The sequence below is a fragment of the Streptomyces winkii genome (genome assembly GCF_032248595.1).
Lineage (GTDB): Bacteria > Actinomycetota > Actinomycetes > Streptomycetales > Streptomycetaceae > Streptomyces > Streptomyces winkii.
Genome location: NZ_JASTTH010000008.1, coordinates 223,322 through 236,729 on the forward strand (window position 1 = coordinate 223,322; position 13,408 = coordinate 236,729).

The 13,408-nt window shown below is 70.1% G+C and carries 11 protein-coding genes; 2 read left to right on the forward strand and 9 right to left on the reverse strand.

Going from position 1 to position 13,408, the window contains the following annotated elements; translation table 11 throughout:
* Window positions 1-19: 19 nt before the first annotated feature.
* On the reverse strand, window positions 20-742 hold the full coding sequence (locus QQM67_RS24495; protein WP_314176489.1) for a class II aldolase/adducin family protein: 723 nt from the start codon (window positions 740-742) through the stop codon (window positions 20-22).
* A gap of 333 nt (window positions 743-1,075) precedes the next feature.
* Here QQM67_RS24495 and QQM67_RS24500 point away from each other — a divergent pair, with 333 nt between their 5' ends.
* A complete protein-coding gene (locus tag QQM67_RS24500; protein WP_314176491.1) occupies window positions 1,076-1,756 on the forward strand; it encodes a FadR/GntR family transcriptional regulator in 681 nt (226 codons plus the stop codon).
* Window positions 1,757-1,924: 168 nt separating this feature from the next.
* Entirely contained in the window at window positions 1,925-2,923 is a 999-nt protein-coding gene (locus tag QQM67_RS24505) for a cupin domain-containing protein (protein WP_314176493.1), read from the forward strand.
* Between the two features lie 63 nt (window positions 2,924-2,986).
* Here QQM67_RS24505 and QQM67_RS24510 read toward each other — a convergent pair whose 3' ends face one another.
* The 8 genes from QQM67_RS24510 to QQM67_RS24545 form a co-directional block, all read right to left on the reverse strand.
* On the reverse strand, window positions 2,987-3,898 hold the full coding sequence (locus tag QQM67_RS24510; protein WP_314176495.1) for an AAA family ATPase: 912 nt from the start codon (window positions 3,896-3,898) through the stop codon (window positions 2,987-2,989).
* A 73-nt stretch (window positions 3,899-3,971) separates the two neighbouring features.
* Window positions 3,972-5,039 carry a cupin domain-containing protein gene (locus QQM67_RS24515; protein ID WP_314176496.1) on the reverse strand — a complete coding sequence of 356 codons (1,068 nt, stop codon included), beginning with the start codon at window positions 5,037-5,039 and terminating at the stop codon, window positions 3,972-3,974.
* 101 nt (window positions 5,040-5,140) lie between these two features.
* Window positions 5,141-6,394, reverse strand: a complete 1,254-nt coding sequence (locus QQM67_RS24520; RefSeq protein WP_314176498.1) for an MFS transporter — start codon at window positions 6,392-6,394, stop codon at window positions 5,141-5,143.
* A gap of 81 nt (window positions 6,395-6,475) precedes the next feature.
* Window positions 6,476-7,612, reverse strand: coding sequence for an ABC transporter ATP-binding protein (locus QQM67_RS24525; protein ID WP_314176500.1), 1,137 nt, complete (start codon window positions 7,610-7,612; stop codon window positions 6,476-6,478).
* 27 nt (window positions 7,613-7,639) lie between these two features.
* A complete protein-coding gene (locus QQM67_RS24530) occupies window positions 7,640-9,412 on the reverse strand; it encodes an ABC transporter permease (RefSeq protein ID WP_314176502.1) in 1,773 nt (590 codons plus the stop codon).
* Window positions 9,413-9,416: 4 nt separating this feature from the next.
* Window positions 9,417-10,532: an ABC transporter substrate-binding protein gene (locus tag QQM67_RS24535; RefSeq protein ID WP_314176504.1), complete on the reverse strand. Its 1,116-nt coding sequence runs from the start codon at window positions 10,530-10,532 to the stop codon at window positions 9,417-9,419.
* Between the two features lie 28 nt (window positions 10,533-10,560).
* A complete protein-coding gene (locus QQM67_RS24540; protein WP_314176506.1) occupies window positions 10,561-11,661 on the reverse strand; it encodes an ABC transporter substrate-binding protein in 1,101 nt (366 codons plus the stop codon).
* A 182-nt stretch (window positions 11,662-11,843) separates the two neighbouring features.
* Window positions 11,844-13,397 carry an ethanolamine ammonia-lyase reactivating factor EutA gene (locus QQM67_RS24545; RefSeq protein ID WP_314176508.1) on the reverse strand — a complete coding sequence of 518 codons (1,554 nt, stop codon included), beginning with the start codon at window positions 13,395-13,397 and terminating at the stop codon, window positions 11,844-11,846.
* Between the last annotated feature and the right edge of the window lie 11 nt (window positions 13,398-13,408).

Consider the following 13,408-nt stretch of genomic DNA (forward strand, 5'->3'; position numbering starts at 1 on the left):
CCCGGGCCCGCCGTCCCGCTCAGTCCGCCGGGCCGAGCCGGGCCAGCTCGTGGCGCCAGGGAGTGTCGTGGGTGAAGGGGCCGCCCAGGTCCGGGAGTTGGGCCAGGTCCTCCTCGGGCAGGTCCCGCAGTGTGCCGCCGGCCTTGGTGACGTCCAGGGAGAGCCGGGCGAGCGTGTCCAGGGAGACGGCCCGCAGGACGGCCTCGGGGACGCTGCCGCCGGTGGTGGCCAGCCCGTGCCCGCGCAGCAGTACGGCGGGGCGCTCGCCCAGGGCCCGCACCATCTGGGCGGCGAGGTGCCGGTCGCGGATCAGCACGCCGCGCGGGTAGACCGGCACGCCGCCGGCGGCGAGCCGGGCGCCCGGGATGTCGAAGGCCCCGACGATCGGGCGCAGGGCGAGCCCGGCCAGGTCGGCGGCGACCACGGCCGGCGGGTGGGCGTGGACCACGGCCCGTACGTCGGGGCGGTCGCGCAAGACCTCGGTGTGCAGGGGGAGTTCGTTCGGCACCGACCAGCCGTCCAGCTCGCCGGGCGCCGCCTCCTGCCCGTCCAGGCCGACCAGGCGTATGTCGGCGGGCGTGGTGAAGCGCAGCCCGCGCTCCATCGCTCCCCGGCAGCGCACCAGCAGAGTGTCCGCGTCCATGCGCAGGCTGATGTGGCCGAGGATGCCGTCGGTTAGACCCCGGGCGGCCAGTACACGGCAGGCGTCCGAGATCAGCTGCCGCTCCGGCAGGTGCTGCATGGGGCTCCTCCAGACAAGGGTGTGAGGGGCCGTCAGTCGCGGGGGATCTCCCGGCCGGGCCCTGCTCACCGTGCGTACACGCTCCGGAGGCCGGCGCCGCGGCGGCGACCACGGCGCCGGCGCAGCAGACGGCCTCGGGCGGCTGGTTTTCCAGGACGAGCGCGGCACCGCCATAATGGAGTTTTGGTATGACGTTAAGTCGTCGGACTTAGCGTGGTCAATGTCGCCGCTTCGCATGGGAGGATGACAGGCATGCCATCGCGACCCAGTCAGACCACGGATGGTGAGACGTCCTCCCGCTCAGCCCCCGTGGGTCAGCACCTGTTCAAGGCCGTGAGCTCCCACCGTGTGTCCCAGGTGATCGTCGAGCAGATCCGTCACCTGATGCGCGAGGAGCAACTTCAGCCGGGCGACCGTCTGCCCAGCGAGCGGGAGCTGTGCACCCAGTTCGGAGTCAGCAGGGTCACGGTGCGTGAGGCGCTGCGCATCCTGGAGTCCAGCGGGCTCGTGGAGATCCGCGTCGGAGCTCACGGTGGCGCCTTCGTCACCGCTCCGTCCTCGCGTCGGGTCAGCGAGGGCCTGGCCGACCTGCTCACTCTCTCTCCGCTGACGGCCGCTCAAGTCACCGAGGCACGGCTGGTGTTCGAGCTGGGCGTCGTGCCGCTGGCGGTCGAGCGCGCCACCGAGGAGGACATCGCCGAGCTGCGCGCGATGTGCGAGTCGCACGCCCAGATCCTGGAGCAGGGCACGTACACGATGGAGCTGTCGGCCGCCTTCCACATCAGGGTGGCCGCCTGCGCGCACAACCCGGCCATCGAGATGCTGGTGCAGTCTTTCCACGGCCCGCTGCTGATGAGCCTGCGCGAGGCCCAGACCGCCGAGCCGAGCATGGGGCGGCGCGGCTCCAAGGAGCACCAGGACCTCGTCGAGGCGATCGCGGCTCGCGATGTCGAGGCTGCCACCGCCACCATGCGCGTCCACCTGGAGCGCACCGCCGCCCGCGTCAAGGAGTGAGCCGCCCGCGCGACTTGCCTGCTGCGCCCCGGACCGTCGCGGTCCGGGGCGCACGTGTATGCGGGGGTGTCCCGGTGCGGCGGCCTCCGGCTGTGGCGTGGGGATTGGCGGAGAGGGCTAGAGGTTTTATGGTTAGACCGATCACGTCACTGTTCCACAGGAGGATCCATGGCAAAGAAGGGACGTGTCTTCGTCCGCGGTCTGACCTCGGAGACGTACGGCCTCAACGATTTCCGCAAGCAGCAGCTTGCGGTCGGGCGGGTCCGGGACGACTCGGTCATCGTGGACGACGCGAAGGTCGCGCACTCCGGAGACAGCGAGAAGTCCCGCACCTGGTGGCGGGTCGGGCCGGGTGACGAGGACTTCCTCACGCAGACCATCCAGGTCCACTTCGTGGAACTGCCCGGCCAGTCGAGCAACCACGGGCACGGGCACCAGAACGAGGCGGCGTTCTACATCCTGGAGGGCCGCGGCTATGAGATCCACGACGACCAGCGCTACGACTGGGCCAAGGACGACCTCGTCTTCGTCCACACCGACTCGGTGCACCGGCACTTCAACCCGTACGAGGAGAAGGCCAAGGCGCTTGTGGTGAAGGCCAAGAGCACCTGGATGTTCATGGGCCTGATCCAGCAGGGCCGCTCCGGCCCGATCGACCGCCCCGAGGAGTTCGGCGAGCGCGAGGACTGGTCCCGGATCTGGACCCCGGGCGTGCTGGACCGCAAGAAGGTGATCAGCCCGAAGGACACCACCTGGGAGACCACCCCGCTGGGCCGTACCCGCGTGATGGCCTCGCCGGAGCGCACCGACGCGCGCATCTTCTCCGTCGACGCCTACGAGTTGGACGTCCCGGAGGGGAGCCGCTCGGGCAAGTACTGGAAGATGGCCGACGAGGTTTTCTACGTGCTCGAGGGCGGCGGCCACGCGCTCCAGTGGGAGGTCGAGGCGGAGATCGCGGAGAAGTACTACGCCCGCGTCGCCAAGGAGCCGAAGCGCTTCGAACTCACCGAGGGCGACACGCTCTACGTCCCGCAGAACCACATCTGCCAGCTGTTCGCCGCCGACGGCAGCCCGCTCAGGGTGTTCTCGGCCCAGAACCGCGTCTTCAAGCACCTGGGCTACGACAAGGTCCACTACTTCGAGGACGCTCCCGAGTACCAGGGCTGAGCCGGAGAGCGCCGGAAGGGCCCCCACCGTCACGGTGCGGGGCCGTTCCCGTCGTCGCGGTGCTCAGCCGGCCGTCCCGGCGGCGGTCTCGGCGGCAGCCTCGCGGGCCGTCTCCTCGGCGGCCTCCACCAGGTCCTCCATCGTCAGCAGGGAGGGCTCGCGCGCGGTGGACAGCCGCAGCGCGAGCGCCCCGTGCACGGTCTTGCGGATGCGCCGTCCGTCCACGCCGTCCAGGAGGCGGCCGACCTTCGTATGCACCTCCCCGTTCTCTGCGAGCGGGGCCAACTCAGGCCACTGCGCGGCCAGTTCGCGCAGCGAGTCGGCCACGATCAGCGGGGTGACCTCGGCCGAGGGCAGCTCCGTACGGATCACCAGGTCGGCGCGGGACAGGAAGGCCTCGTCGACGGCCTCGGCGAAGTTCGTCGTCACCACCATCAGCGTGCCGGGCCGCTGGGCGCGCAGCGTGTCCAGCCCGCTGAGCACGGCATCGGTGGCCCGGTGCACATCGACCGGATTGGTGTCGAAGGACGCACTGTGCCGCCTGACGGCCAGCGCCTCCACCTCGTCGACCAGCACCATGGTGTGCGGCCTGCGGGCGGCCAGCTCCGGCAGGTCCTCGCGGAACAGCCGGCTCACCGCGCGCTGGCTCTCGCCCAGCAACTCACTGGGAAAGGCGTGCGGATCGACCTCGACCAGGGTGGTGGCCCCATGCGGGGCCAGGGTGCGGGCCGCGGCCTGGGCCAGCCCCTGGGCGAGCGTGGTCTTCCCGGTGCCCGGCGGCCCGGCCAGCACGATCAGGCCGTGCGGGGCGACGGCGGAACCGGCGAGCCGCCGCCCGTGCCGGAGCACGAGGACGGCGGTCGCCAGCAGCCGCTCCTTGACCCGCGGGTCGATGAGCACCGCGTCCCACGGACCCTCGTGATGGTCGGCGGGCAGGGCGTGCACTCCGGCGACGCCGTGCGGCAGCGAGCTCATGGGAGCGTTCCTCCTTCGCTTTCTGAGGTCACGTACACGACGTCACGTTCCGTACGTCACGTCCTCGCCGGCCTCACGGCCAGGTGGGCCGCTTCATCTCCGGCCACCGGACGGTCGAGGGGTCGCCGGCCTGCGCGTCGCGGATGTGCTCCGGCGGCTCCTCGAACAGCACCAGCGGGTCGCACAGCGCGCGCATGGTCTCCAGGAGGCTGTCGAACATGTGGATCCGCACGACCTTCGCCGTGCTGTCCGGGTCGGTGTTGATGTGCTGGTGCCACAGGAAGTGGTCGACGACGATGATGTCGCCCTTCTTCCACGGGTGGCGCACGCCGCCCTCGGGCTCGGTGCCCAGATAGCTCTCGCCTGAGCCCTCGACCACGTACAGCCAGGCCTCGCCGGGGTGGCGGTGCATCGACTGGCTGCGGCCCGGGCCGATCTCGAACATCGCCATGGTGATACCGGAGGCCTGGTAGCCGATGGCGCGGTCCAGCAGGAACGTGGTGCGGGTGCCGCGCGGAGTGTTGCGCAGCTCCAGCTCGTCCCAGCTGGTGTGCAGCCGGCCCGAGCGGCGCTGCTCCTGCTCCTTGGCCAGGCGTCGCAGCCGGTTCGCGTACGGGTCGGCGCCGTCGATGCCGGGCGAGAAGGGCGGGCGCGGAGCCAGCTCGGCGACCGGGGTGTGCCCGGCGTCCTCCAGCACGGCCATGCCCATGGTCTCCAGCATCGGCTGGCTGGAGAAGGTCAGGTAACGCACCGGGACGGCGCCGTCGTTGCCGCTGCGGTGCCAGGCCCAGGAGGGCAGATGCAGCGAGTCGCCGGGGCCGAAGTCGATGCGCTTGCCGTCGATCTCGGTCCAGCCGTTGCCGGCGACGACGAAGACCATGACGTCCCAGGAGTGGCGGTGCACCGTGGTCGTCACGCCGGGGTCGATCTCGTGGGCGAGGGCGTCCATGGTGCGGGTGGGCCGGTCGCCGTCGGCGCTGACGTAGACGCCGACCCTGCTGCCGCGGGCGGTCTCGTGCATCTCGACGTCTTCGAGGGCGACCACCGTGCGGTGGTTCTGCCTCCAGTCCTCCAGGAACTTGGCCCTGCGGCGCTTCTGTACGTGGTAGTGGGTGGTCTCGGTGCTGGTGTGCGTACTCAATCGATCCTCCAACACGGCTGCGTTCGGGGCGTGTTCGGGTGCGGGGGCAGTTCGGGTCGCGGACGGTCGCGCTGAGCGTGGCCGGGACGTACGGGCAGGGGTCAGGTAGCGGACTTGGACGAGGCCGGTGCCTCCTCGGCCCCGGGCTGCGGCACGCTGTACTCGCGCACCGTTCGGCTGCGCAGGGCGCTCGCCCCCGAGGCGAGGGCGGGCACGAGGCCGCCCGCGCACAGCGCGGCGACCGGCCCGAGGACTCCGGCGGCCACGCCCATCAGGCTGTCGCCGACGGCGGGCCCGCCCCGGGAGGCCATCTGGTAGATGGCCGAGACCCGTCCGCGCAGCTCGTCGGGGGTCTCCAGCTGGACGGCCGCGTGCCGCACCGTGGTGGCCACGGCGTCCGCGGCGCCCAGCGCGAGCGCCATCACCAGCGCGAGCCAGAAGGCCTGCGCCAGGGCCAGACCCACCACGGCCAGCCCGTAGGCAGCCGTGCCCCACAGCACGACGTGTCCCGAACGGGCCGTACGGGCCAGGCGGAACACCCACACCGAGCCGATCAGGGCGCCGGCCGAGGGAGCCGCCGACAGCAGCCCGTACCCGGTGGCGCCCGCGTGCAGGACGTCGACGGCCAGGGCCGGCAGCAGCACCCGGTAGGCGCCGAACACGGTGGCGGACAGGTCGAGCCCGGTCAGCTGCCAGATCACGGGACGCCCGGCCACGCACCGCACGCCCTCGCGCATGCTCTGCCACAGCGGCCGCCGCGGACCGTGCGGCTTGAGGACCGGGGTGCGCAGCATGGCCAGAGCCACCACCAGGACCGCGTACGTCACGGTGTCGAAGACGTAGACCAGCCCCGGGCCGCCGACCGCGATGAGCACCCCCGCGAGGGCGGGGCCGAGCAGGACGGCCAGCTCCCGCGAGGGGTTGAGCAGGGCGAAGGCGTCGACCAGGTGCGCGCGCGGCACCATCGCGGGGATGAGCGCCTGACGGGCCGGCTGGTCGAATGTGGCCGCCGCGGTGGCCAGCAGCGAGGACAGGACCACGGCCCAGACCGTGTCCTCGCCGGCCAACGTGACGACCGCGAGGGCGGCCGAGACCAGCAGTGCCACGGCTTGGGAGGCTTGCAGCAGGCGCCGCCGGTCCAGCCGGTCCGCGTAGACGCCGCCCAGCGGGGAGAGCACGACCAGCGCCACCGCCTGGGCGAGGCCCACCAGCCCCACCTGGGCGGTGGAGCCCGTGAGTTCGTACACCTGGTAGAGGTTGGCGGCCACGGCGCCCCGCGTCCCGATCTGGGAGAGGACCACTCCGCCCCAGTACAGGTCGAAGTCGCGGTTGCGCAGCACCTCGGGTATGCGCACGGGACTCCTTTCTCAACCGGCGGGGGTCGGGGCCCGGACGGTCCGGTGCCAGGGGGTACGGCGCTGCGGCGGTTCAGACGCTCAGTCGACGGGGACGAGGGTGACCTTGTCGGGGTCGACGGTGAAGTGGACGCCCTTGCCGGGCGGGATGGAGACGTTGGGGTTGGAGCGGTTGCGGATCTCGACGCCGTCGCCGATGTCGACGATGTGGTCCACGGTGTCGCCGAGGAAGGCGCGGTTCTGCACGGTCCCGCTCCACTCGTTGGGCACGTTTCCACGCGGCGCGAGGGTCAGATGGACCGACTCCGGCCGGATCGACAGCAGCACGTCGTCGCCCACCGACGGCACGTTCTCCACGGCGCTCGCGGTCAGCTTGCCCTGGGGGGTCTCGACCTCGACCTCGTCGGAGCGCACCGCGATGACCTTCGCCTCCAGGAAGTTGGAGGTGCCGATGAACTCGGCGACGAAGCGGGTGGCCGGCTTGGTGTAGATCTCCCGGGGCTTGCCGATCTGCTCGATGCGGCCCTGGTTCATCACGGCGATGCGGTTGGACATCACCAGCGCCTCGGACTGGTCGTGGGTGACGTAGATCGCGGTGATGTTCAAGTCGCGCTGGAGGCGCTTGAGTTCGAAACGCATGGTCTCGCGCAGCTTGGCGTCCAGGTTGGACAGCGGCTCGTCCAGCAGCATCAGCTCGGGCCGGGTGACCAGCGCGCGGGCCAGGGCCAGGCGCTGCTGCTGCCCGCCGGAGAGCTTGGTCGCCGGACGGGAGGCGTAGGCGCCGAGCTCGCTGACCTCCAGGACCTCCATGACGCGCTGCTTGATCTCCTCACGGGTGGGCCGCTGGGCGCGGGGGAGCACCTCCAGGGGGAAGGAGACGTTCTTGAACACCGTCATGTGCGGCCAGATCGCATACGACTGGAACACCATGCCGAAGCCGCGCATGTTGGCCCGCAGATTGATGCCCTGCTCATCGTCGAACAGGACCCGGTCGCCGAGCGCGACGCGTCCCGCGGTGGGCTTCTCCAGTCCCGCTATGGAGCGCAGCGTGGTGGTCTTGCCGCAGCCCGAGGGGCCGAGCAGGGTGAACAGCTCGCCGTCATGGACCTCGAAATCGACCCCGCCCACGGCATAGGTACGGGTGTCGTCCTCCCGTTTGCGCTTCTTGCGCTGGGAAGGGGCGTCGTAGCTCTTCTTCAGAGATGAGACAGTCAGCATGAGGACTTCCTCCGGTTCCGGACTGGTTCAGTCGTTCTGCAGCCCGAAGCGGGCCCCGACGCGGTAGGCGCCGGCGACGAGGACGACGAGCAGCACCACCATCAGCACGCCGATCGCGGCGAGCGTGGTGAACTGCCCGTTTTCGAACTGCTCCCACATCAGCACCGACAGCACCTCGGTTCCCGGGCTGTAGAGCAGGATCGTGGAGGACAGCTCGCGGAAGGAGACGACCAGGATGTACACCCAGCCGGCCAGGACGCCGCTGCTCATCAGCGGCAGCAGCACGCGCCGGAAGGTCTGGAACCAGGAGGCCCCCGACACGTGCGCGGACTCCTCCAGTTCGGGCGACATCTGGGACATCGCCGCGGAGGCGTACCGCATGCCGTACGGCAGGTAGCGGGTGCAGTACGAGATGAGCAGGATCAGCAGCGTGCCGTAGATCGGCAGCGGCATGCGCAGATAGACGAAGGACAGCGCGAGGCCGAGCACCAGACCGGGGATCACGATCGGGGTGAAGGCCAGCACGTCCAGGACCTGCCGTCCCTTGGCCTTGGTGCGCAGCACGACCCAGGAGACCACCGAGGTCAGCAGCATGACCGCGGTCGCCGCGCCGACTCCGACGATGACCGAGTTCTCCAGCGCGTTGAGGGCCTGCGGCATCTCGAGCACGCGCTTGTAGTTCGCCAGCGTCATCGTGGACAGGGTCTTGCTGCTGGGCGCCGTGTAGAACTTCAGCAGCGAGGCGTAGAACAGCACGACCACCGGCAGTACGACGGTCACCAGGAAGTACAGCAGCACGCCGGCGCCGACCCACGGCTTCGCCCTGCCGAGGTCGACCGGGCGCGGCCGGAAGGCCTTGCCGGTGATCGTCTGGTAGTTGCGCGAGGACCGCTGGAGCCACTGCGCGAACAGCACGCCGGCCGCGGCGATCAGCAGCAGCCCCACGGCGTAGGCGCCGGCGGCGCCGTAGTCGATCGGGTAGGCGCGCAGTACGAAGTAGATCCGGCTGGTGAAGACGTACGTGCCGTTCTGAAGACCGAGCAGGGCCGGTACCTCGAAGCTCTCCAGGGACTGCACGAACATCAGCAGGGCAACGGAGATGGTCGCCGGGCGCAGCAGCGGCACGGTGATCCGCTTGAGCACCGTCCAGGTCCCGGCCCCGGACATGGACGCCGACTCCTCCAGGGAGGGGTCCATGGCGCGGAACGCGGCGACCATGAGCAGGAAGGCGACCGGGGCGTGGTGCAGGCCCTGGACCCAGATCATGCCCCACACGCTGTAGACGTTGACCGGCGAGCCGCCGAACAGCGGCTTGAAGACGAGGGAGTTGAGCAGCCCCGTCTCCGGGTCGGCGAGGAAGATCCACGAGGTGGCGTACAGGATGCCGGGGACGATCAGCGGCACCATCGAGGCGGCGAAGAACAGCCCCTTGAACGGGGTGTCCGTGCGCACCTGTACGTACGCCAGCGCCGTCCCGACGAGCAGCGCGAGGACGGCCGAACCGGAGGCGAACAACAGGGAGTTCGCCAGCATCGTGCCGGCCTGCGCATTGCCGCTGTAGGCGCGGGCGAAGGCATCGAAGGAGATGCCCAAGCCGTCGGAGTCGATGAAGGTGTCGTGCAGCAGGTAGCCCAGCGGGACGATGGCGAGGTAGCCGACGATCACGATGGCCACGCCCACCAGCAGCGTCTGCGGGGTGAACCGCCTGCGCAGCCGGCCCGGTCGCCGGGAGGGCGCCGCCGCGGGCGGTTTCTGCGGGGGCGGTGCGGCGGGCTCGGCAGAGGTAGAGGTCACAGCCACGGCGCTACTTCTCCAGGGTCTTGGCGCCGCGCAGCAGCGCGTCGTATTTCTCGTCCCACTTCTTTCCGTCGTCGGTGAGCTCCTTCACGGCGAACGGGGCCAGGGTCAGGCCCTTCATGCTCTTGTCGCCGGGCACCTTCGTGGAGGGGGACAGCTTCAGGTCGACGATCACCTTCTGGCCCTTGGTGAGCATCCAGTCGTAGAACAGCCAGGCGGCGCCCGGGTGCTGGGCTCCCTTGAGCAGGCCGACGCCGTTGGGCCGCGGGAAGGCGGGGATCGTCGACTTGCCGCTCTTGGGGAGGTGGGCGACCGGGGCGCCCCCGGCGGCGGCGCGAGCGGTGATGTACGTGTAGTTCATCGCCTCCATGGGCGTCTGCCCGGCGGTGAGGAACTGCATCATCGTGGTGTGGCCCTTGGCGACCTTGGAGTTGGCCGCGATCTTCTTCCACAGGGCGTCGACCTCGGACTGGGACTTGCCGTGCTTGCGCCAGTAGGTGGTGACGTTCGCGTACCAGTCGGAGTCGCTTATCTCGAGGGTGATCTTGCCCTTGTACTTCGGCTTGGCCAGGTCCTCCCAACTGGTGGGCTCCTGGCCGGGCTTGATCAGGTCGGTGTTCCACGCGGGCTGGAAGAGGTTCAGGCGTGTGGCGGTCCAGTACGGGAACTTGCCGGTGTCGTCCACCTTGTCGCGCGAGGCGCCGTTGAACTTGGCCAGGATGCCCTCCTTGGACAGGGCTTCCATCTCGGCGAAGTTGGTCTCCACGACGTCGGCGCCGGACTTCCCGCTCTGCGCCTCCTGGGCGGCGCGCTGAAGGACCGTCTCGGAGTTGCCGCGGAACACCTTGACCTTGACGCCGGTGTCCTTCTCGAAGGCCCTGGTGATCGGCCCGACGATGTCGGAGGTCATGGAGGTGTAGAGGGACAGGGTGTTGCCCTCGGACTTGGCGATCTTCTCGGCCTCGGCGCCCTTCTTGTCCTGGGGTGCCGAGGCGATCTTCTTGTAGGCGTCGGAGGCGCCGCTGTTGCTGGCCTTCGGGGTGGTGCCCCCGCAGGCGCTCAGGAGGGTCGTGGCCGCCAGTGCGGTGATCACGGCGGCGGATATTGCGGAACGGCTCGTCATTGAGGTTCTCCCGGAGTGTGAGGCTGGGTCAGCCGGCCTTGGGGACGCCGCGCAGCAGGGCGTCGTAGGCGGAGTTCCACTTCTGGTTGTCGGAAGCGTCCGACTTGTCGAGGCTGTAGACCTCGGTGCCGGCCGGGATCGGGTCCTTGAAGCCGGGGACCTCCTTGGCAGCCGGAATGCGCTTGGAGTCGGCGATGATCTCCTGGCCCTCGGTGAGCACCCAGTCCGCCCACAGCAGCGCGGCGGCCGGGTGGCGGGGCTCGTTCATCAGCGCGAGGCCGTTGGGCCGCATGATCACCGGCTGCACCGCCGGGCGGAACTCGACGGGCGCGCCCTTCTCCTTGGCCTTGTCGACGGTGTGGCTGTAGACCGACATGGCGACGCTGAACTGACCCGCGCCGAGCATCTCGCCCTGGACCGTGTGGCCCTTGGCCAGCTTGGAGTTCTTGGCGATCTTCTTGAAGAGCTTGTCGACCTCCTTCTGCGACATGCCCTTCTCCTCGGTGAGGTAGGTGGACATGGACATGTACCAGTCCCAGTCACCGAGCTCGATGGAGAGCTTGCCCTTCCACTTCGGGTCGGCGAAGTCCGCGAACTTCTTCGGCTCCTCGCCCTTGGGGACCAGCTTGGTGTTCCAGCCGACGACGAAGGCGTTGAAGCGCTCGGCCGTCCAGCCCTCCGGCTTGGTCGCGTCGGACCTGAGCCCCTTGAGGGCCGGGCCCTTGTAGTCGTGCAGGAGGTTCTCGTCGTTGATGGCGCGCAGTTCGATGTCGTTGGTGTCGATGACGTCGTTGCGCGTCTTGCGGGCGCCGTGCTCCTGGAGGACGCGTTGCAGGACGGTCTCGGAGTTGGCGCGGAAGGCGCGGACCTTGATGCCGGGATAGGCCTTCTCGAAGCCGTCGACCAATTCCTGGATGTCGGTGTTGGAGGTGTAGAGGTCCAGGACACCGCCCTCCTTCTCCGCCGCGGCCAGCAGCTTCTTCGTACGCTCCTCGCCCTTCAGGCCCTCGTACTCGGCGTAGGCCTTGGACTCCTTGGAGCCGGCGCTCTTGGCGGTGGGAGGGGAGCCGCAGCCGGCCAGCACCAGCCCGGAGGCCAGCAGGCCGGCGGTGAGAACTCGGTGATGCATCGCACGCTCCTTGGGACGTCATTGCCGGGGATCGTCGTGCATGTGGGGGCGGGGGGGGGACCGGCCCCGATAGGGGAGGCGCGGTGCCGGTTTCCTGCGTATGAAACAAGAGGTTCGGTCTTATGGTCTAACCATAAGTCACGGAATTTACCGGACCGTTATGCGTCTCGGTGGGAGTCCCGTCAACCGTGCTCGCGCGGATCGGCGCCGAACACCAGGGACTTGATGGTCACCGGCACGGTGCGCGAGGGGTGCCGCACCCGGCCGATGTCGACGTGGTCGAGGTCGTGCAGGCGAAGCCCGTCCACGATCAGCAACTGCGAGGTGACGCCGAGTTCCTCGCGCAGCAGGCGGCCCAGGGTCATGGCCACGTCGCCGTCGAGGAACACGTACACCGGTCTGCCCGCCGCCGTACGTTCGGCCAGCCCGTCGCGGATGCCCGTGGCGAAGGCGAGCAGCCTGCCGTACTCCGGCAGGCCCGACCACTCCATGGCCAGGGCCACGTCGTCGCCGGTGTCCCGGTCGGCCAGGCGCTGCCGGATCACCCCGGCGACGGCTTCGGGATCGACCTTCTCGCCCAGCGCGTAACGCGGGCACACGATGGGCAGGTTGCGCCGCGGCAGCAGGGCGTCCGGGTCGGTGATGCAGCCGGTGTTTCCGCTCAGCTGCACGCTGTACTCCGAGGCGCCGAGCGCGGTGGCACGAATGCACTCACCGGCCGGCAGCAGCGGCCAGGGGATGTCTCCGGCCTCCAGCCGGCGGCGTACGGCGTGTCCGAGCCGCCGGCCCAGATCGCCGAAGTCGCGCTCCTCGCGCCCGTAGACGTACTCGGCCACGCCGCCGGAGAACAGCACTCCGTCCAGCCGGCCGGAGTCCGCCGGCCGCTCGGTGAGGTAGAGGCCGTCCTCCTCGGGCGAGCCGCGGATCACGGCCGCCAGGGTGTGCGCCATGGCGTCCGCGACCCGGTCCAGTTCGTCGGAGCTGACGGTGTCGCCCGGCCGCCAGTCGAAGCCGGCGCGCGCCGCGTGGCGGCGCCCGGCCGGTTCCAGGCGGACGATCCGTCCGGTCTCGTCGGTCACTTGGAGGCGGCCGCCGATGTGGACCGCCGCGGTCGAGAGCACGCGTCCTCCCTCGACCACGGCGAGCTTGGTGGTGCCGCCGCCGATGTCCACGACCAGGAGCCGCAGGGCCTGTTCGTAGGAGCGGCGGGCTGCCCCGGAGCCGTACGCGGCCAGCATGGCTTCCATGTGGTGGCCCGCGGTCGCGGTCACCAACTGGCCGCCGCGCTCTGCCAGTACGCCGGCGATCGCCCGCGCGTTGTGCCTGCGCAGCGCCTCACCGGTGAGGATGACGACCCCGGTGTCGATCTGCCCGGGGTCGGCCCCCGCCTCCTTGTACGCCTCGTCGATCACCTCCCCCAGCCGCTCGGCGTCGATGTGCTCGCCGTCGGCGTACGGGGTCAGCGCCACCGGCGACAGGTACAGCGTGTCCCGGGCCACGACGTGGTAGCGGCTGGTCAGTTCCTCGCCGATGCGCCGCAGCCGGATCCGGGAGAACAGCACCTGGGTGCCGGAGGAGCCGATGTCGATGCCCACGCTGTGCAAAGTGACGTTGTCCTGCTGCCAGATGGGGTTGTCCTCGATCGGGCCGAGGGGTTCGTCGTCGTGGTCGTGCGTGTGCTCGGGCACGTGCGCGGCGTGGACGGTGCGCGGCGGCGAGGCGCTGTGGGTGTGCACCACGGGCTCCC

What these genes read in the sequence shown, in the direction of transcription:
- QQM67_RS24525 (WP_314176500.1), bottom strand. Translation starts at nt 7,612, where the DNA reads ATGCTGACTGTCTCATCTCTGAAGAAGAGCTACGACGCCCCTTCCCAG.
- QQM67_RS24540 (WP_314176506.1), bottom strand. Translation starts at nt 11,661, where the DNA reads ATGCATCACCGAGTTCTCACCGCCGGCCTGCTGGCCTCCGGGCTGGTG.
- QQM67_RS24505 (WP_314176493.1), top strand. Translation starts at nt 1,925, where the DNA reads ATGGCAAAGAAGGGACGTGTCTTCGTCCGCGGTCTGACCTCGGAGACG.
- QQM67_RS24510 (WP_314176495.1), bottom strand. Translation starts at nt 3,898, where the DNA reads ATGAGCTCGCTGCCGCACGGCGTCGCCGGAGTGCACGCCCTGCCCGCC.
- QQM67_RS24535 (WP_314176504.1), bottom strand. Translation starts at nt 10,532, where the DNA reads ATGACGAGCCGTTCCGCAATATCCGCCGCCGTGATCACCGCACTGGCG.
- QQM67_RS24495 (WP_314176489.1), bottom strand. Translation starts at nt 742, where the DNA reads ATGCAGCACCTGCCGGAGCGGCAGCTGATCTCGGACGCCTGCCGTGTA.